The 17,442-nt window shown below is 66.0% G+C and carries 15 protein-coding genes; 5 read left to right on the forward strand and 10 right to left on the reverse strand.

Going from position 1 to position 17,442, the window contains the following annotated elements; all coding sequences use genetic code 11:
* Positions 1 to 94: 94 nt before the first annotated feature.
* The 7 genes from G342_RS0118390 to G342_RS24625 form a co-directional block, all read right to left on the reverse strand.
* Positions 95 to 889 carry an HpcH/HpaI aldolase family protein gene (locus G342_RS0118390; RefSeq protein WP_018184637.1) on the reverse strand — a complete coding sequence of 265 codons (795 nt, stop codon included), beginning with the start codon at positions 887 to 889 and terminating at the stop codon, positions 95 to 97.
* Positions 890 to 910: 21 nt separating this feature from the next.
* Entirely contained in the window at positions 911 to 2,008 is a 1,098-nt protein-coding gene (locus tag G342_RS24615) for an NAD(P)-dependent oxidoreductase (protein ID WP_018184638.1), read from the reverse strand.
* Positions 2,005 to 3,276 (reverse strand): mandelate racemase/muconate lactonizing enzyme family protein, encoded by a 1,272-nt coding sequence (locus G342_RS0118400; protein WP_018184639.1) that lies wholly within the window; start codon positions 3,274 to 3,276, stop codon positions 2,005 to 2,007. Before G342_RS0118400 ends, G342_RS24615 begins: the two co-directional genes overlap by 4 nt.
* A 190-nt stretch (positions 3,277 to 3,466) precedes the next feature.
* A complete protein-coding gene (locus tag G342_RS0118405; protein WP_018184640.1) occupies positions 3,467 to 4,321 on the reverse strand; it encodes a carbohydrate ABC transporter permease in 855 nt (284 codons plus the stop codon).
* Positions 4,318 to 5,238: a carbohydrate ABC transporter permease gene (locus tag G342_RS24620; RefSeq protein ID WP_018184641.1), complete on the reverse strand. Its 921-nt coding sequence runs from the start codon at positions 5,236 to 5,238 to the stop codon at positions 4,318 to 4,320. The genes G342_RS0118405 and G342_RS24620 overlap by 4 nt, the downstream gene beginning before the upstream one ends.
* Positions 5,239 to 5,746: 508 nt before the next feature.
* Positions 5,747 to 7,060: an ABC transporter substrate-binding protein gene (locus G342_RS0118415; RefSeq protein WP_018184642.1), complete on the reverse strand. Its 1,314-nt coding sequence runs from the start codon at positions 7,058 to 7,060 to the stop codon at positions 5,747 to 5,749.
* 134 nt (positions 7,061 to 7,194) lie between these two features.
* Positions 7,195 to 7,899, reverse strand: coding sequence for a GntR family transcriptional regulator (locus G342_RS24625; RefSeq protein WP_083931282.1), 705 nt, complete (start codon positions 7,897 to 7,899; stop codon positions 7,195 to 7,197).
* Between the two features lie 69 nt (positions 7,900 to 7,968).
* On the opposite strand from G342_RS24625, the gene G342_RS0118425 reads away from it, so the two are divergent.
* On the forward strand, positions 7,969 to 9,006 hold the full coding sequence (locus G342_RS0118425; protein WP_018184644.1) for a C-terminal binding protein: 1,038 nt from the start codon (positions 7,969 to 7,971) through the stop codon (positions 9,004 to 9,006).
* A gap of 238 nt (positions 9,007 to 9,244) precedes the next feature.
* On the opposite strand, the gene G342_RS0118430 is transcribed toward G342_RS0118425, so the two are convergent.
* The 3 genes from G342_RS0118430 to G342_RS0118440 form a co-directional block, all read right to left on the reverse strand.
* Positions 9,245 to 10,333: an Ldh family oxidoreductase gene (locus G342_RS0118430; RefSeq protein WP_018184645.1), complete on the reverse strand. Its 1,089-nt coding sequence runs from the start codon at positions 10,331 to 10,333 to the stop codon at positions 9,245 to 9,247.
* A 307-nt stretch (positions 10,334 to 10,640) separates the two neighbouring features.
* A complete protein-coding gene (locus G342_RS0118435; protein WP_018184646.1) occupies positions 10,641 to 11,441 on the reverse strand; it encodes a BtpA/SgcQ family protein in 801 nt (266 codons plus the stop codon).
* A gap of 52 nt (positions 11,442 to 11,493) precedes the next feature.
* Positions 11,494 to 12,258 carry a DeoR/GlpR family DNA-binding transcription regulator gene (locus tag G342_RS0118440; RefSeq protein ID WP_018184647.1) on the reverse strand — a complete coding sequence of 255 codons (765 nt, stop codon included), beginning with the start codon at positions 12,256 to 12,258 and terminating at the stop codon, positions 11,494 to 11,496.
* A gap of 492 nt (positions 12,259 to 12,750) precedes the next feature.
* On the opposite strand from G342_RS0118440, the gene G342_RS0118450 reads away from it, so the two are divergent.
* From G342_RS0118450 to G342_RS0118465, 4 genes are all read left to right on the forward strand, one after another.
* On the forward strand, positions 12,751 to 13,881 hold the full coding sequence (locus G342_RS0118450; RefSeq protein WP_018184649.1) for an ABC transporter ATP-binding protein: 1,131 nt from the start codon (positions 12,751 to 12,753) through the stop codon (positions 13,879 to 13,881).
* A gap of 11 nt (positions 13,882 to 13,892) precedes the next feature.
* Positions 13,893 to 14,690, forward strand: coding sequence for a carbohydrate ABC transporter permease (locus G342_RS0118455; RefSeq protein ID WP_018184650.1), 798 nt, complete (start codon positions 13,893 to 13,895; stop codon positions 14,688 to 14,690).
* A 43-nt stretch (positions 14,691 to 14,733) separates the two neighbouring features.
* On the forward strand, positions 14,734 to 16,008 hold the full coding sequence (locus G342_RS0118460) for an ABC transporter substrate-binding protein (RefSeq protein ID WP_018184651.1): 1,275 nt from the start codon (positions 14,734 to 14,736) through the stop codon (positions 16,006 to 16,008).
* A gap of 116 nt (positions 16,009 to 16,124) precedes the next feature.
* Entirely contained in the window at positions 16,125 to 17,015 is an 891-nt protein-coding gene (locus G342_RS0118465; RefSeq protein WP_245557304.1) for a carbohydrate ABC transporter permease, read from the forward strand.
* Positions 17,016 to 17,442: the final 427 nt, after the last annotated feature.

Genomic DNA, 17,442 nt, shown 5'->3' on the forward strand with positions numbered 1-17,442 from the left:
TTGCCAACGCCTTGCTCAAACCAGATGCAACAGAACTGACTTGATGACGGCGAGCGTGGCACGGAGGGACGGCATCGAGGTCGGACCTAAACCCTTACTCCGCCGCCACCTTCGCCTTGGTTATGTAGGCTTGCCAATCGCGATACTGCGCTTCGGCGGCGACGCGGAAGTAGTAGAGGTCGCTGCCGGCCGCGACGAACAGGAAGCCGTCGTCGAAGGCCTGCTGCCAGGTCTTGCCGCGGCGCGGCACGGTGGCGAGCGGCTTGCCGGTCGGTTCGACCGCCGCGACACATTCGGCGATCAGCGCCTCGACTTCCGGCGCGCCGGTCTGGCCGGGCAGGCCGATGCTGCCGGAGAGGTCGGTCGGGCCGATGAACACCACGTCGACTCCGTCGACCTCGGCGATGGCGCGGGCGTTCTTTACGCCCTTTTCCGTCTCGATCTGTACGACAACAAGAAGTTCGTCATGCACGCGCTCCATGTAGTCCTTGGCGATGCCGTAGCCGGCGGCGCGGGTGATGTCCCAGGCGTTGCCGCGCTTGCCGAGCGGCGGGAAGCGGCAGGCATCGACGATCTTCCTCGCTTCCTCCGCCGTCTCGACCATGGGCACCAGCAGCGCCTCGGCGCCGGCGTCGGCGATGCGGCGCAGCGTGATCGGGTCGGAGGACGGCACGCGGATCATCGCCGTCGAATTCGTGCAGGCGGCGGCGCGCATCACCTCGACCGCTGTCAGCACGTCGCCGGTGCCGTGCTCGAGATCGAAGATGAAGAAGTCGAAGCCGGCGAGCGCCGTGATCTCGGCGAAGGTCGGATCGGGGCTTTGCAGCCACATGCCGAAAGACTTCTGTCCGGCCCTGAGATTGGCCTTCAGACGGTTTCTGCGGATCATTTTTGTCTCGGATGCGGGGTTTCAGGTTTCGGAAGGCGGGGCGAAGCGGGCGAGCTTGGTCTGGAACCCCTGCCGCTCCAGTACGGCGGGATTGACGATGTTGTCGGGCGCGAGGCCCTGCGCGACGCGGATCATGCCGTCGGAAATCTGCGTCATGGTGAGACGGGCGGCGTCCTGTGTCGAGGGCAGCCAGTGCGGCGTCAGGATGACGTTTGGAAGTGCGACGAGCGGATCGTCCTTCGGCAGCGGTTCGTGCTCGAACACGTCGAGCCCGGCGCCGGCGATCCAGCCGTCGCGGAGCGCGGTGACGAGCGCCGCCTGGTCGACGATCTCGCCGCGCGCCACGTTGACGAAATAGGCGGATGGCTTCATGCGCCGGAAATGCGCCGCCGTGATCAGCCCGCGCGTCGTGGCGTCGAGGCGATTGTGCAGCGAGACGAAATCGCTTGTCGCGAACAATTCGTCGAGATTATCGACGAGCGTGACGCCGAGATGCGCCGCCTCGATCTCGGAGGCGCGCGGCGAAAAAGCGAGGACGGTCATGCCCCAGGCGCCGGCGAGGCGGGCGAGTTCGCGGCCGCTCGCGCCCAGGCCGACGATGCCGAGTACCTTGCCGGGCAGGTCGAGGCCCATGGTGACGGGCTGCAGATCCCAGCGGCCGTCGCGCACCATCCGCTCCTGTTCCGGTAGGCGCTTGGCGAGCGCCAGCATCAGCAGGAAGGCCGAGGAGGCGGTGGCGTGGGTCAGCGTGTCGGGCGTGTTGTAGACGGCGACGTCGTTCTGCGTGCAGGCGTCGAGGTCGATCTTGTCGATACCGGCGCCGGCGCGGCCGATGACCGTCAGTCGCTCAGCGCCCTCGGCGAAGCTGGAGGGCTTTACCCAGGGCCGGAAGATGACGATGCCATCGGCGCTGGCGACATGCTTCGGCGTCAATTCCAGCGAATAGAGCCGATCGGCATAGGCCGTATCGCCCGGTGTCGGTGATTGGTCGCGCAGGAACTCGACCGTGATCGAGGGGTGGCCCTCATAGCGATCGAGACCGATCTCGGCGATGGCCGGCTTGCCGTCCGGGCCGAGATAGTCGCCGGTATAGGCGACGGTGAAGGGGCGGGCGTTCACCACCGCTTCAGGCTTTCTTCGGTGGTGGTCTCGATCCGCGCGCCGGCCCGCTCGAAGATATCCTCGCGCAGCCTGGTGCCGAGGCCGGGCCGGTCGGGGAGGTGCAGATGGCCGTCGCGCACCTCGATGCGGTCGGTGACGACGTCGTCATACCAGCCGTCGATATAGCCGCGCACCGTCTCCATGATCAGCCCGTTCGGGATGTGCAGCATCAGATGCGTCGCTGCCCAGAGCGCCACCGGGCCGATCGTGTCGTGGCAGGTGACGGGCAGCATGTAGGTGTCGGCCATGGCTGCGATCTTGCGGCCCTCGGTCAGGCCGCCGCCCCAGGAGAGGTCCGGCATGATGATGTCGGCGGCGCCCTTCTCGATCCACGGCCGGAAGCCGAAGCGGGTGAAGACCCGCTCGCTCTGGCAGATCGGAATGGTCGTCGCCTGCTTCAGCCGGACATAGCTCTCGACATTGTCGGGCGGCATGATCTCTTCCAGCCACAGGATGTCATAAGGTTCTAGGGCGCGGGCGATCTTCGTCGAGGTGGGAAGATCCCAGCGCGCATGGCCCTCGATGGCGATCGCCATGCGGTCGCCGACGGCGGCGCGGATATCGCCGACGATCTTCAGCCCGGCGGCGAGCTCGTCGTTCGAAAGCGCATGGCCGAGCGGGCCGGCGGCGGTTTGCGCCCCCCAGATCACCATCGGCTTCCGGGTGTCGACGGGGCCGGAGAGGGTGGGGCCGAACTGGTCGAACGGCCAGATCTTCATCGCCGTGACGCCCTGGTCGAGCAGGCTCTGCGCCAGTTCGCCCGCCTTGCCGGTCAGCCAGGCGTTGAGGTCGTCATATTTTCCGTAACCGACGCAGGTGTTGTAGATTGGGATGCGGTCGCGGCTGCGGCCGCCGAGCATGTTGTAGATCGGCTCGCCGGCGTTCTGTCCGGCCAAGTCCCAGAGCGCCACGTCGATCGCCGAGATCGCCCGCATCTCGGCGCCGTTCGAACCGCAGAAATTCGCCAGCGCGGCCATGTTGGCCCAATGGTTCTCGATGTCACGGGCATCGCGGCCGATCAGCAGCGGCGCATAGATGTCATGGATGATCGCGGCCACCGCGCGCGGCAGGTAATAGGTCTCGCCGAGGCCGACGATGCCCTTGTCGGTGTGGATCTGGACCCAGAGATTGTTGGGCAGCGCCTGCCGCGCCTTGGGGTTCAGCTTCGCCCATTCGGCCTGCGGCAGCGCCTCGAACCAGATGGTCTCGATCTTCGTGATCTTCATCGCAGTCCCCCAGAGTTGGCGTCACGCCGTGTCATGCTTCCACGAATTCCAACCTCGCCGTCATCCCGGGCGAGCGAAGCGGAGACCCGGGATCCATCCAGCCGAGGCCGAAAACGGTACGGCGCTCCCCCGGCATGGATCCCCGCCTTCGCGGGGATGACGGAGGAGGCGGGGCCGACCCAACATACTCTCATCCCTTGACCGCGCCGGCGGTGAGGCCGCGCAGCAGGTGGCGCTGGATCGCCATGTAGAAAAAGACGGGCAGGATCGAGAACGTCACGCCGGCCGCCATCAGCACGAAGAGCGGCGTGTCGAGCTGGGTCATCAGCGTCGCGAGGCCGAGCGAGGCGGTGTAGAGGTCGTTCTTGGTGATCAGCGTCGAGGCGAAGAGATACTCGTTCCAGCTGGCGAAGAAGGCGATGACGCTGACGGCGACGAGGCCGGGTCTGGTCAGCGGCAATACGACGAGCCAGAGCACCTTCCAGCGGTCGCAGCCGTCGATCAGTGCCGCCTCGACGATCTCTTTCGGCACCGCGTCGAACGACGCTTTCAAGACCCAGGCGCAAAGCGGCACGACGAAGGCGGTGTGGAGCAGGGCGAGCGCCCAGAGATTGTCGGTCCAGCCGAGACCCCGATAGAGCGCCAGGATGGGCGCCACGACGACCGCCGCCGGCATCATCTGGGTGAACAGCAGCAGCAGACCGAAGGCCGAGCGGCCGGGCCAGTAGAGCCGCGACAGCGCGTAGGCGGCCGGAATGACCAGGATGAGCGTGCCGATCACGGTGAGCGAGGCGACCAGCGTCGAGAGCAGCAGCCAGCGGGCAATCGGCTTCTCGACGAAAAGCTGGAAATAGGACTGGACGTCGATGCTGCCGGGCCAAAGCGGCGGCGGGAAGGAGAGCGATTCCGCCGAAGGGCGGATCGACGAGACGATCATCCAGTAGACCGGGAAGAAGATGATCGCCGAGACTATGACAATGGCCGCCCCGCGCAGCGCATCTTCCAGCGAGGGCAGGCGGAATCTCGTTCGGGCGGGCGCGCTCATTCCGGTGTCTCCATCCGGCGCTGCAGCAGCACGAAGCAGAGCGTGGCGATGGCCGAGATGCCGAAGCCGACAACGGCGATCGCGCCGGCATAGCTGAAATTGTAGAAGCGGAAGGCCTGCATGTAGATCGCCGGCGCCAGCGTCGTTGTCGCGTCGACAGGGCCACCGCCGGTGATCAGCCAGATCAGGGTGAATTGCTGGGTGGAATAGATGAAGGCGAGCACGGCGAGCAGCGCCAGCGTCGGGCGGATGCCGGGCAGGGTGATGTAGCGGAACTGGGCGAAGCGGCCGGCGCGGTCGATCTTCGCCGCCTCGTACAGCTCATCTGGAACGCTCTGCAGCGCCGAGAGCAGCACCAGCGAATAGAAGGGAAAACCCTTCCAGACGGTGGCGCCGACGACGACCAGCATGGCGAGCACCGGATCGAGCAGCCATTGCGGGTTCTCGGTGACGCCGGGGACGAGGCGCAGGAAGGCGTTGAACACGCCGAAGCTCGGATCGAGCATCAGCACGAAAGTGATGGCGACGGGAACCTCGGGGATCGCCCAGGGCACGGTCAGGAGACTGCGCACCACGCCGCGTCCGCGAAAACTCCAGTTCATCAGGAGCGCCAGCGACAGGCCGATGGCGAGGATGGCAACCACGACCGACAGCGTGAAGACCAGCGTGTGCTGGATCATCCGCCAGAAATCGGGATCGGCGAGCATATAGCGGTAATTGTCGAGGCCGAGGCCGGCCGGCGTATCGAGGCTGAACAGGGCGCCGCGAACAATCGGATAGATCACCAGCGCGCCCTCGAGCGCCAGCATGGGCATGATCAGGAGATAGGGGAAGGCGCGGCTGCCGACGACGCCACTGCGCCGGGCACGCTTCGGACGGCTCGCGCGATCCGTCGTCTGGGTGAGCGCCGAAGCCATTGCCAATCTACATTCCTCGGTCATGGGCGGCCCGGTGAGGGGCTCCGGTATTGTGTTGGGTCGCGTTTTCAGCACGCGAACCGTCTTCCGCTTCGCTCGAAAACGCTCCGCAAATCCGCCGGTCCCACCACCATCCCGGGCGGACCAGGAATCGGGCCGGCCGGATCCCCGCTTGCGCGGAGATGGTGGGGGAGGGGGAGCCTCTGCGAAATCACTGTCTCACGCCCGTTCGGGATGATCGGGCGATTCGACGTTGTCATCCCCTCCGCTGCCGGGTGATGCCCTTCCTTCACGCTCCCCCGGGGAGAGCCTTGCATCGAACGTCGTCAATCCGTGGCGCCTGGCAGTTCGTCGCCCCGGCGGAGGCCGGGGCCCATGAACACGGACCCAGGAAACCGTGGCCCAGCTCCCGGGCCGGTGTTTCTGGATCCCGGCCTCCGCCGGGATGACGGCGGAGGGACGTCGGCGTCGTGCAAAGGCTCCCCTCGGGAGAGTCGATAAATGCGGCTCAGAGCCGTGTCGCCAGCGCCTCGAGCTGGCGCTGGGCGCCGTCCATCGCCGTCTTCACCGAACCGCCGGGGCGCAGCGCGCTCTGGAAGTTCTGCATGATGATGCGGCCGAACTGGTCGTCGGCGAAGGCGAAGTCGCCCATCACATCGATCGGCGACACCTGCTTCGCCTCGTTGAAGCCGGTCACCCACGGCTTGTCGGCGAGGAAGGCAGCGAACTTCTCCGACTTCGAAGCGAGGTCGTAGGGCGGCATGACGTAGAGATTGGTGATCATCAGATCCGCCATCACCTCGGGTGTCATGACGAACTGGATGAATTCCTTGGCGCCGTCCGAATTCTTGCCCTTGAGCGCGATCAGCGGATGAATGCGGTCGAGCGAGCGGCGGCTCGCCCAGGGCGGCGCGGCCGAAAGCAGGTCCGGGTAGATGTCCGGGTTGGTGGCGCGCAGCACCACGACGGTCGGATTGACGCCGAAGGCCTGGGCGACGCGCCCGTCGGCGGCGAGCTTCATGATCGCGCTCTGCGCCGTGCCCTGCGGCACGCCCGCCTCGTAGAGGCTCTTCCAGAGCTCGAGGCCCTTGACCACCTCGGGCGAATTGGCGAGCGGCGTCTTGCCTTCGGCCCATTTGCCGTCGAAGGGCAGGCAGAAATTCTGCAGCTGGAACCACCACTCGCCGGAATCGGCGATGACATTGGTGAGCGCGATGCCGAACTGGTCGGGCCGGCTGGTCAGCTTGGCGGTGGTCTCGATCCACTCTTCCGGCGTCGTCGCCGGCTTGACGCCCGCCTTCTCCAGCAGAGCCTTGTTGTAGATCAGGGCGAAGTTCACATCGATCGCCGACAGGCCGTAGAGCTGGCCGTCCTTGCGCAGGAACTCATGGCCGCCCGAGGGCGTGATGCCGAGCGCCTTGACGACGTCGTCGAGCGGTTCGGCGAGCTGGAACTTGCGGATTACCTGGGCGGAGAGATCCGGCATTGCCATCAGGATGTCGGCGTCGATGCCGCCGGCCTGCGCCTGGATGACGACGTTCGAGACATACTGGCTGGCCGGCCAGCCGGTCCATTCGACCAGATACTTGTCCTGCGACTGGTTGAACTTGTCGAGGACGGCGTTCCAGCCTTCCTTCTCGCCGGGCTGGAACTGCTCCCAGCTCATCAGTTTCAGCGGGATGCGGTCGGCGGCGCGCGCCGGACCGGTGGCGAAGGATGTGGTGGCGAGCGCGCCACCCATGGCGGCGGCCCCCGCCAGCAGTTGCCGGCGCGTCGGGCGGATACCCGCCAGCGCGGAAGACGGCCTGTGCAATCGCGTCATGCTCGTTCTCCTCCCTCGGCGTGCGGCAGGAGGCGCGCACGCGCAGCAAGGCGGTTATCCGCCATTGTTAATTGTTAACAATGAAACGATAGCATGAGAGGGTAGGCTGTCAAGGCCGCGACCGGCCGCCGCTGCTAGCCGGCCTGCGCCGGCTCGGTCTCCAGGAGATGTTCCTTCAGGCGGCCATAGGCAGCCTCGATATGCTCTTCGATGCAAGTGATCGCGGCGGGTACATCCTGGCTGCGCACGATCGCGAGCAGCCTGGCATGCGCCTGGTACCACGAGGTCAGATAGTCCTCCGGCAGGCCGTCGCGCAGCAGCAGGAAGACGAAGATCTGCGAGCGAAGCGCCTCCCAGGCGCGATAGAGGCGGCCATGATGGGCGGCGCGGAACAGGGCGTCATGGAAGTCGATGTCGAGCTCGGCGACCCGTCGCCTGGTCATCGAAGCGCGCGGAATCGATTGGAAAAGCAGGAGAATTGCGTCCAGCGGCGCGAGATCTGCCTCGGTCGCGTTGCGGCAGGCCTGCTCGACGGCGAGCTTCTCCAGCGCCTTGCGCAGGCTGTAGATCTCGCTCGCGTCGTGCAGCGAGATCTGCGCCACGGTGGCGCCGCGATGCGTCTCGTGCACCACCAGCCCCTCCTGCTGCAGGCGGAAGATCGCCTGCCGGATCGGGCCGCGGCTGACGTTCAGGCTCTCCGCCAGCTCGTCCTCGATCAGGCGCTCGCCGCGCTTGAAGCGGCCGCTCAAAATCGCCTCGCGGAGCGAATCCGCGACGTCGTCGGTCAGGACGCGCCGTTCCCGGCGCTGCAAGGGTGGCGTGATTGGGCTCTTGCTCATCGCTACAGTCTACTGTTAACAATCCAATCAACGCCAGCGTGAATCTGGCGAGGAACGGCAGGAAACACTATGCGCATTCTGAAAGCCAATTGGTATCCACCCGAGAATCCGGAGCTCCTCGAACTGTTCGGATCGAAGGCGGAATTCGACATCGACCCGATCCCCGCCGATCCGGCCTACCGTCTGACGCGGACTCGCAGCGCCGCCGCCGATGCCGTGATCAACTGCTCGGCCACCCATCTGCTGCCGGCCGATCTCGACGATTTCGAGAAGGTGAAGATCGTCGTGCGCGAAGGTGTCGGCTACGACAATCTTGACCTCGAGGCCTGGGGCGCGCGCGGCGTGCCCGTCTGCAATGTGCCGGATTACGGCACCACCGAGGTGGCCGACCACGCGCTGGCCCTGATGCTGGCGCTGACCCGCGGCACCGACACCTATGACCGGCTGCTCAACAGCGACCCCGCCAATGGCTGGAGCTTTTCGCGCGCCCCGCTGGTGCGGCGTCTGCGCGGCGCCACCTTCGGCATTGTTGGTCTCGGCCGCATCGGCCTCGCCGCCGCCCGCCGCGCCGCCGCCTTCGACATGCGCGTCGTCTTCTACGATCCGCATCTTTCGAACGGCGTCGAATTGTCGACCGGCTACGAGCGCGTGCACAGTCTGCATGAACTGATGACGATTAGCGACGTGCTCAGCCTGCATGCGCCGCGCAGCGCCGAGACGACCGGCATGATCAACGCGGCCGCGCTTGCCGTCGCCAAGCCGGGCCTGATCCTGGTCAACACGGCGCGCGGGCCGATCGTCGATATCGATGCGCTCTATGATGCGATGAGGGACGGACGCGTCGCCGGCGCCGGCCTCGACGTGCTGCCGCAGGAGCCGGCCGACCGCAGCCAGAAGCTGATCGCCGCCTGGGCGGCCAACGAGCCCTGGATCCAGGGTCGCCTGGTGCTGTCGCCACACGCCGCCTTCTACAGCCCGGCCGCGATGAAGGACATGCAGCGCAAGGCCGTCGAGTGCATCCTCACCTATCTGAACGAGGGGCGGCTCACCAACTGCGTCAACCGCGAATTCCTGGTGACGCCGGCGAAGGTGCGCAAGGCGTCGTAGGCGCCGTTGCCGTCGATCCACCCTCGCCGTCATCCCGGGCTTGACCCGGGATCCATTCAGCCGGGAGCCCGGGAGGTTCACTCCCTGTTGCCTCGGCTGCATGGATCCTCGCCTTCGCGAGGATGACGCGAAGGGTGGGGCATCGAGCGGCGAGCGTGAGCGGGGGATGGAGCCGAAACAAAAAAGGGGCGGCGATCGCGCGATCGCCGCCCCTTCCTTATTGAGCAAATTCCGAAGTTCAGCCGTTGTCGGCGGTCGCGGCCGGGACCTTGACGCCGTACTGGGCGGCAAAGCCCTCGAGCGCGCCCCAGGTGACGTTGTCGACCGGGATGCCGTCGACGGCGCGCTTCTTCGCCTCGCCCTTCTCGATGTCGGACGGCGCATAGACCTTCTGGTCCGGCTTCGCCGGCTGGGCGCGCAGGTCGGCCAGGAAGTCGGTGATGCGCGCGTCGAAGGCGGAGAGCGCCTGGAACACGGCCGGCGACAGCACGATGAAGAAATGGCCGATCTGGATCGGCTTCGAGAAGTCCGGGCCGTTGAACGAGGCGAGCGTCTTGCCATGGCCCATGCCGGTGAAGGCCGAGCAGAGCAGGTCGACCATACCTGCGAGGCCCGAACCCTTGTAGCCATAGTCGGCGCCGCCGACCGGGGCGACCCAGACGGCCGCGTTGGCGTCGGTGGTGAACTCGCCCTTGTCGTCGACCGCGACCTCTTCCGGCAGCGGCTGGCCGGTGGCGCGGCGCAGGCCGACCCGGTTGAACGGGATCGAGCTGGTGGCCATGTCGAGCACCATCGGATCCTCGCCCTCGACCGGCACGGCGAAGGACAGCGGGTTGGTGCCGAAGAAGGCCGAGGCGCCGCCATGCGGGATCACCATCGCATCGGCATGGGTCATGCCAATGGCAACGAAGCCCTTGGTGGCGGCGTAGCGCGTGTAGACGCCGGTGGCGCCGTGATGGGTCGAGCGGCCGACGGTGGCGACCGCGACGCCGGTCTTCTCGGCGAGCTTGGCGGCCTCGTCGATGGCGCGGTAGCTGGCATAGTGGCCGAGGCCGTCATCGGCGTCGATATGCACGGCCGAGGCGGCCTTCTCGGTGACGGTCAGCGTCGGATTCTTGTTGATGCGGCCGCCGGCGAGGCCCTGCATGTAGAACGGGATCAGGCGGACGCCATGCGTGTCGTAGGCGCGGGCCGAGGCGTCGACCACGGCGCGGGCGCAGGCTTCGGCGCTCTCGCGGTTCACGCCGGCTGCGGTGAACAGCTCGGCGACGAACGGTTCGACGTCACGGGCCGCGGCGCGAACGCCCGCGATCTTTTCCAGGGCCATGTTTTCTTCCTCGAGCAAGCGCTGAACCGGCAGTCGTCGGGTCGACGCCGTGGTTCGCCAGATGATGATCCTCGGGATGCGCGCACGCCTTCGCGGGCCCGCGCAGCCGCGTACCTCGTCTAAGGCGAATCCGCGCCGCATTCAAATGATGATTGGCGGGAAAGATGGCTGCGCCGCTGCGGAAGGCGTCAGAAAATCGCACGGTAGTCTGGTTGTATGACAATTTCGCCCACCAATGGCGCGGCGCGCCCGGGCGAGGGGAGGCCCTTCCGGCCGGCGATGTCCGGCCGGAAGGGCGTGGCCCGGATCAGCGCAGCTTGTTCACCACGTCCATGAAGCGCTGGACGCGGTCGCTGTCGACGGCGTTCCAGGTGTAGCCGTCGACCTTGAAATGCGTGCCGATGACGACGCCCGAGGCATGCTTCAGGATGTCGGCGACATTGTTGATATTGACGCCGGTATTGGCGAAGACCGGCACGCTGGTGACCGTCTCGCAGACCTTGCGCAGGTTCGACGCGTCGGCCGGCTCGCCGGTGATCGGGCCGGAGACCAGGATGGCGTCGGCGAGCGAGGAGAAGACGGCGCTCTTGGCGCGCAGTTCGATCGGCCGCTGGTCGAGCGAATGGGCGAATTCGGCATTGATGTTGAAGAGCAGCTTCATGTCATCGCGGCCGAGATTGTGACGAAGCCGCGAGGCCTCGGCGCAGTTCGGCTCCCAGATGCCCATGTCGGAGGCGAACACGCCGGTGAAGATCTCGCGCACGAACGACGCGCCGGTGACGGCGCCGATCGAGACCGAGGCGATCGGATCCCAGAGATAGTTGACGCCGAACGGCACGGTCAGCGACGGCTTGATCGCCTGGACGATGGCCGACATGGCGGCGATGCCCGAGGGAGCGCCCTTGAAGACGTAGGGGCGGTCGTTCTCGTTGCCGAACATGATGGCGTCGACGCCGCCGGCCTGCAGCTTCTCGACGTCGGCGAGCGCGTCGTCGATCAGCTTGTTGAGGCCACCCTTGGCGTCATAGAGCGGCGAACCCGGCAGGGCGCCGATATGCGACATGGAAATGACCACCTTCTTCTTGTCGCCGAAGAAATCGAAAACCATAATCCGCTCCATTATTGCAAAGGATGACAGGGAAGACTGGGGGTTAACCTCGTTACGGGGCGACCTGAACGTCGACCCGGGCAGCTTCGAGCGCCGCCGCGATTTCCGGCGGCGGCGGGGCATCGGTGATCAGCACGTCGAGATCGGCGAGTGGCGCCACGTGCACCAGCGACATGCGCTGGAACTTCGAGGCGTCGCAGAGCGCGACCTTCAGGCCGGACCGGTTGAGATAGACCTGCTTCAGGTCGACATCCTCGATCGAATAGTCGAACAGCCCGTCCACGGTGACGCCGGAAAGGCCGACGAAGCAAACGTCGAACCAGAGCTTCTCGAACTGGGCAACCGCTTCCGCGCCGCCGACCGACAGTTCGTCGCGGCGGACCCGGCCGCCGGCGAGATAGGTCTCGGTCTGGCTCGCCCCGAGCAGCTCCGCCGCCCGCACGCTGTTGGTGAAGACCTTGGCGTGGGCCCGGTCGCGCAGGTGGTGCGCCAGCAGGAAGGTGGTGGTACCGACATCGAGGGCGATGGTGCGATGGGCGAGCGACAGGGTGGCGGCCGCGGCGGCGATGCGCTCCTTGGCGGCATGCTGGCGGCGCAGCCGCGCGTCGAAATCAGGCTCGTCGCTGTCCATCTCGACCGTCGCGGCGCCCGCGGCGGGGATCGCCCCGCCATGCGTCCGCACCAGCCGACCGGCGCGCTCCAGTTCCAAGAGATCGCGCCGGATCGTCATGTCGGAGACCTGCAGCTCGGTGGCGATCTCGGTGACATGGACGGCGCCGCTGGCCCGCAGCGCATCGAGGATGGCGGCCTGGCGCATCTCGGGCAGGCGAGGGCGCACCATGGCATGGGCGGTGTTAGCTTGGGCGGCGGAAGCTTGGACTGCGGATTTCGGGTGCGCGGTAGACTGTTTCGACAAGGATCTTCCCTGTTGCAGAGGCCGGCGAACGGCGGAACCCCGACCATAACAGGACGTCAAACAAATTCAAACATGTCGCGTTGGTTATTGTTTGATCCTGTTAGTGCAGCCATCCTGTAAAAAAATGATGCGACCGGATTTGGGATCAAACCGGGCCGGATGATCGAAAATTTCGGCCGAAATCCGACGTTTTCGGTGAAGCGCGGATTCCCGCCGGGAGGACCCGACTGGACGGGCGAGCAAAAAATAAACAGGATCGACCAAAATTGATCCTTGAGGCGTTTGAATTTGTGCGCCTACAATTGGGACGTCACGACAGGAAAGCCGGTTTCGGCCGGCGGATCGCGGAAGGCGCGGTGGGAGCAGTCAAGCTCCTTCCGCACGAGGAACGACATGGCATCGATCGAGCTCGACCGGGTTTCCAAGCTCTACGCCAACGGCGCCTATGGCGTCCGCGACGTCAACCTCCAGATCGAGGATGGCGAGTTCGTGATCTTTCTCGGGCCGTCGGGCTGCGGCAAGTCGACGACGCTCCGCATGATCGCCGGGCTCGAGAGCATCTCGTCCGGTGACCTGCGCATCGGCGGCCGCAGCGTCAACGGCGTCGCGCCGCGCGATCGCAATGTCGCCGTCGTGTTCCAGAGCTACGCGCTCTATCCGCACATGTCCGTCTGGCACAACATGGCCTTCGGGTTGAAGATGCGCGGCGTGCCGCTGGCCGAGATCGACACCAAGGTCGCGAAGGCGGCCGACATGCTCGGCCTCAACCATCTGCTGCAGCGCAAGCCCGGCGCGCTTTCCGGCGGCCAGCGCCAGCGCGTCGCGCTTGGCCGCGCCATCGTGCGCGAGCCGGAGGCCTTCCTGCTCGACGAGCCGCTTTCCAACCTCGACGCGCAGCTTCGCGCCGAGATGCGGCTGGAACTGGTCAAGCTGCATCGCCGGCTCGGCCGCACCATCGTCCATGTCACGCATGACCAGGTCGAGGCGATGACGATGGGCGACCGCATCTGCATCATGAAGGACGGGCGGATGATCCAGTCCGGCCGGCCGCTCGACGTCTATGCCAATCCGGCCGACACCTTCGTCGCGCGCTTCCTGGCGACGCCGCCGATGAACCTGGTGCCCGCCCATCTCGAGCATGAGGGCGAGGCGCTCGTCGTTTCGATCGACGCCGCGACCCGCATCACCGTGCCCCGCCAGCACTACCTGCCCTACGTGCATAAGGCCGGCGGACCGATCACTGTCGGCATCCGCGCCGAGGACATCTATGAGACGCAGCAGCGTCCCGAGTGGCAGAAAATCACCGTCAAGGTGGTGGCGATCGAGGCGCTCGGCGCCGAGAATGTGCTGATCGGCCTGCTCGGCCGCGACAAGCCGATCGAGATCCAGGCGCGCCTTGGCCGGCATTTCTTCGCGCCGGTGGACTCGATGGTCGACCTCTATGTCGATGTCGAGCCGATGCACCTTTTCGATGCCGAAACCGGCAAGGCGGTCGCGCGGCCGCCCCTGCCGGTCGGTCGCTAGGAGATCGCCCCATGCGCAAGTTCGGCCTGCATTTCGGTTTGATCCTGGCATGCGTGGTCGTGCTGCTGCCGCCGCTCTGGGCGCTGCGCACCAGCTTCGTGCCGGAATCGATGTCCTACAGCACGGAGATCCTGCCGGCCTTCACGCTGGATAATTATACCGGGCTGTTCGAGAAGAACCGGTTCGGCACCTTCTACGTCAACAGCCTGATCGTGGCGCTCGGCTCCGTCATCCTGGCGCTGCCGTTTGCCGCCTGCACCGGCTACGCCTTCGCCCGCTTCCGCACCGGCGGTCGCTTTGCCCGCTTCGCCGTTCTCGCCACCCAGATGCTGCCGCCGGTGGCGCTGGTGCTGCCGGCCTTCGCCATCCTGCGCGGGGCGGGGCTCACCAATTCGCTGCCGGGCCTGATCCTTGTCTATTCGGCGTTGAACCTGCCGTTCCTGACCTGGATCCTGATGGGCTTCTTCGAGGGCGTGCCGGCCGACATGGAGGGCGCGGCGATGACCGACGGCGCCACCGCCTGGGGCGCGTTCTGGCGCATCGTCATTCCCGTCTCGCTGCCCGGCCTCGCCGCCGCCGGCGTGCTCGGCTTCATCCTGTCGTGGAACGAGTTCCTGTTCGCGCTCGTGCTCAGCGGGCCGCAGACCGCCACGATCCCGGTTTCGCTGGCTGCGTTGCAGACATCGAATGGCGTGCAGATCGCCAAGGTCTCGGCAGGCGTGGTGCTGGCCATCCTGCCGCTGGTGATCGCCTCGCGCTTCATCCAGCGCTTCATCATCCAGGGGTTGACGTTCGGCGGTGTCAAATAAGCCGTAGGGCACGCACCATCGCCGCCACAAAGAGGAGAACATCATGACGCTGAAACGGATTCTACTCGCGGCCGCCGGTCTCGGCGCGATGATGGCGGCGGTTCCCGCCCATGCCGACGAGATCGTGCTGCGCGCCCTCATGGAGGACGTGCCGGAGACACAGATCATCGAGAGCCTGCTGCCCGATTTCGAGAAGGAGACCGGCATCAAGGTCGAGTTCGAGAAGATCGGCTATGGCGATATGCACGACAAGCTGGTGTCGCAGCTGGTCTCGCCGCAGAGCTACTACAATCTGCTTGAGGTCGATTTTCTCTGGGCCGGCGAGTTCCCGGCCGCCGGCTGGCTCGCCGATCTGAAGCCGTTCATCGCGAAGTCGAACTACGACATCACGCCGTTCATCCCCTCGACCCTCGACCTGCTCGGCCGCACGGAGGAAAGCCTCCAGATCCTGCCGATGTACAACTACTCGATGGGCCTGATCTACCGCACCGACCTGCTCCAGGATCCGAAGCTCCAGGAGGCCTTCAAGGCGGCGACCGGCAAGGAACTGGCCGTGCCGAAGACGCTGGCCGACTATGTCGAGATCTCCAAGTTCATGAAGGCGAATGCCGGTGTCGCGGGTGCTGCGATGCAGGGTCAGCGCGGCGATCCGAACAGCATGGAGTTCTCCAATTATCTGTTCGCGGCCGGCGGCAATTATCTCGGCGACGGCAAGAAGGTCGTGCTCGACAGTCCCGAGGGCAAGGTCGCGATCGATCTCTATGTTGACAACATCAAGAACGGCGCCCAGCAGGGCGCGCTCTCGGCCACCCTCGACGACACGTTGCGGCTGATGTGCAGCGGCAAGGCGTTCAGCATGGTCACCTATTGGTGGATGCTGCCGCAGGTCGACAATGCCGAGAAGTGCCCTGACGTCGCGGGCAAGGTGGCGCTGTCGGTGATGCCGGGCGGCCATGGCGAGAGCGGCGGCTGGGGCTGGGGCATTCCGAAGAATGTCAGCCCCGAGGAGCAGGAAGCCGCCTGGAAGTTCATCCAGTGGGTGCAGAGCAAGGACGTCTCCGTCGCCCGCGCGCTGCAGGGCCACGCCCCGGTCCGCGCCGACACCTATACCGACGCCAAGGTGCTGGAGAAGTACCCCTACTACAAGGAAGCCCAGGACATCGTCGCGACCGGCAAGTCGTTCCCGATCTTCGCCTATTCGGCGCAGTACGAGGACGTGCTCGGCACCTCGCTCTCACAGGCCGGTGGCGGCGAGGTGACGACAGAGGACGCGCTGAAGGCGGCCCATAAGGGCCTCGAGGAACTGCTGGCCAAGTAGGGCCCGCGCAGCGGTCGAACGACCGCCGAAGACAGGAGCGCGGCGATGACGCCGCGCTCCGACCGCCACGCGGCGCGAGGCCGCTGGAACGACGACCTCGATCAGACGGGACCTTCATGACGGGCTTAATGCATTGGGCGAGCCGCGAGGCAAGGATCAGCTGGGGCTTCGCCGCGCCGGGCCTGCTGCTGCTCGTCATCGTCATGGGCTTTCCGCTTGCCTATGCCTGTCTGCTTTCCGTCTCGTCCTATACGCTGCTGAAGCCGGCGATCCTGCCGCTTGTCGGTGTCGACAATTTCGCCACCATGATGGCGAGCGAGCGCTTCTGGAACGCCACCTGGCTGACGGTGAAGTATTCGGTGGTCACCGTCGCCGTGCAGTTCGTCGTCGGCCTCGGCATCGCGCTGATGCTGAACCGCGTTGTCCGCACCAAGCCGATCTATTTCGCCATCCTGACCATTCCGATGGCGATGTCGCCGGTCAGCGTGGCGCTGATCTGGCGCATGCTGCTGCAGCCCAACCTCGGCATCGTCAATCATCTGATGGAGACGATGGGCCTGCCGCGGCTCGACTGGCTCGGCTCGCCCAATCTCGCGCTCTGGACCATGGCCTTCATCGATATCTGGCAGCAGATGTCCTTCGTCGTGCTGATCCTCGCCGCCGGCCTCGCCTCGCTGCCGCGCGAGCCCTATGAGGCGGCGGAGGTCGACGGCGCGCGCGGCTGGCAGCAGTTCTGGTTCATCACCCTGCCGATGCTGCGCCCGGTCGCGGCGATCACCGTCATCATCCAGCTTATCAACGAATTCCGCACCTATGACCTGCCCTATGTGCTGACCAAGGGCGGACCGGGCACGTCGACCGAGGTGCTGAGCTTCTTCGCCTACCGCCAGGCCTTTCTGGGCCTCTCGATCAACGAAGGCGCGGCGGCCGCCTTCGTCCTGCTCGTCATCGTGCTGGCGATGACGGTGGTGTTCTTCGCGCTGCTGGAGAAGCGCGCGAAGGGGTAGGGGCGAGGGCGGGGCCCTGGATCCTGCGTAGAACGGTCTCCGTCATCCCCGCGCAGGCGGGGATCCATGCAGCGCAAGGCGTGACGGTCAATTCTCCCCCACAACCCGGCTGGATGGATCCCGGGTCAAGCCCGGGATTGTCTGTTTGGAATTTGCTAGATGGTTTGGGCCGGTTGCGGGTTTCGAAACGGCCATCCCGAAACCCGCGTCCATGGCCGAGACCGTCCCGGGATCGGGCGCCTGCCCGTCGTCATCTGGGTCCGGCGGTGGACCGGCTTCGCTTGCTTGTTGACTTGATGGGGCCGCGTTCCCGCGAGCCCGCAGACAATCCGAAGCCAGGACAAACCATGCCATCACCCAGCCCAGCCGTCGAGACGGTGCCGCGCATCCTCGGCATCGACGTCGCCAAGGAAACGGTCGTCCTGCA

Source organism: Kaistia granuli DSM 23481, assembly GCF_000380505.1.
In the GTDB taxonomy this organism is placed as follows: domain Bacteria; phylum Pseudomonadota; class Alphaproteobacteria; order Rhizobiales; family Kaistiaceae; genus Kaistia; species Kaistia granuli.

Bases quoted from the DNA above. Each gene is read 5' to 3' on its own strand.
- G342_RS0118440 (WP_018184647.1), bottom strand. From the start codon at position 12,258: ATGCGCCAGGCCGCCATCCTCGATGCGCTGCGGGCCAGCGGCGCCGTC.
- G342_RS0118405 (WP_018184640.1), bottom strand. From the start codon at position 4,321: ATGAGCGCGCCCGCCCGAACGAGATTCCGCCTGCCCTCGCTGGAAGAT.
- G342_RS0118425 (WP_018184644.1), top strand. From the start codon at position 7,969: ATGCGCATTCTGAAAGCCAATTGGTATCCACCCGAGAATCCGGAGCTC.
- G342_RS0118465 (WP_245557304.1), top strand. From the start codon at position 16,125: ATGACGGGCTTAATGCATTGGGCGAGCCGCGAGGCAAGGATCAGCTGG.
- G342_RS0118460 (WP_018184651.1), top strand. From the start codon at position 14,734: ATGACGCTGAAACGGATTCTACTCGCGGCCGCCGGTCTCGGCGCGATG.
- G342_RS0118430 (WP_018184645.1), bottom strand. From the start codon at position 10,333: ATGGCCCTGGAAAAGATCGCGGGCGTTCGCGCCGCGGCCCGTGACGTC.
- G342_RS24620 (WP_018184641.1), bottom strand. From the start codon at position 5,238: ATGGCTTCGGCGCTCACCCAGACGACGGATCGCGCGAGCCGTCCGAAG.
- G342_RS0118435 (WP_018184646.1), bottom strand. From the start codon at position 11,441: ATGGTTTTCGATTTCTTCGGCGACAAGAAGAAGGTGGTCATTTCCATG.
- G342_RS0118390 (WP_018184637.1), bottom strand. From the start codon at position 889: ATGATCCGCAGAAACCGTCTGAAGGCCAATCTCAGGGCCGGACAGAAG.
- G342_RS24625 (WP_083931282.1), bottom strand. From the start codon at position 7,899: ATGAGCAAGAGCCCAATCACGCCACCCTTGCAGCGCCGGGAACGGCGC.
- G342_RS0118400 (WP_018184639.1), bottom strand. From the start codon at position 3,276: ATGAAGATCACGAAGATCGAGACCATCTGGTTCGAGGCGCTGCCGCAG.
- G342_RS0118415 (WP_018184642.1), bottom strand. From the start codon at position 7,060: ATGACGCGATTGCACAGGCCGTCTTCCGCGCTGGCGGGTATCCGCCCG.
- G342_RS0118455 (WP_018184650.1), top strand. From the start codon at position 13,893: ATGCGCAAGTTCGGCCTGCATTTCGGTTTGATCCTGGCATGCGTGGTC.
- G342_RS0118450 (WP_018184649.1), top strand. From the start codon at position 12,751: ATGGCATCGATCGAGCTCGACCGGGTTTCCAAGCTCTACGCCAACGGC.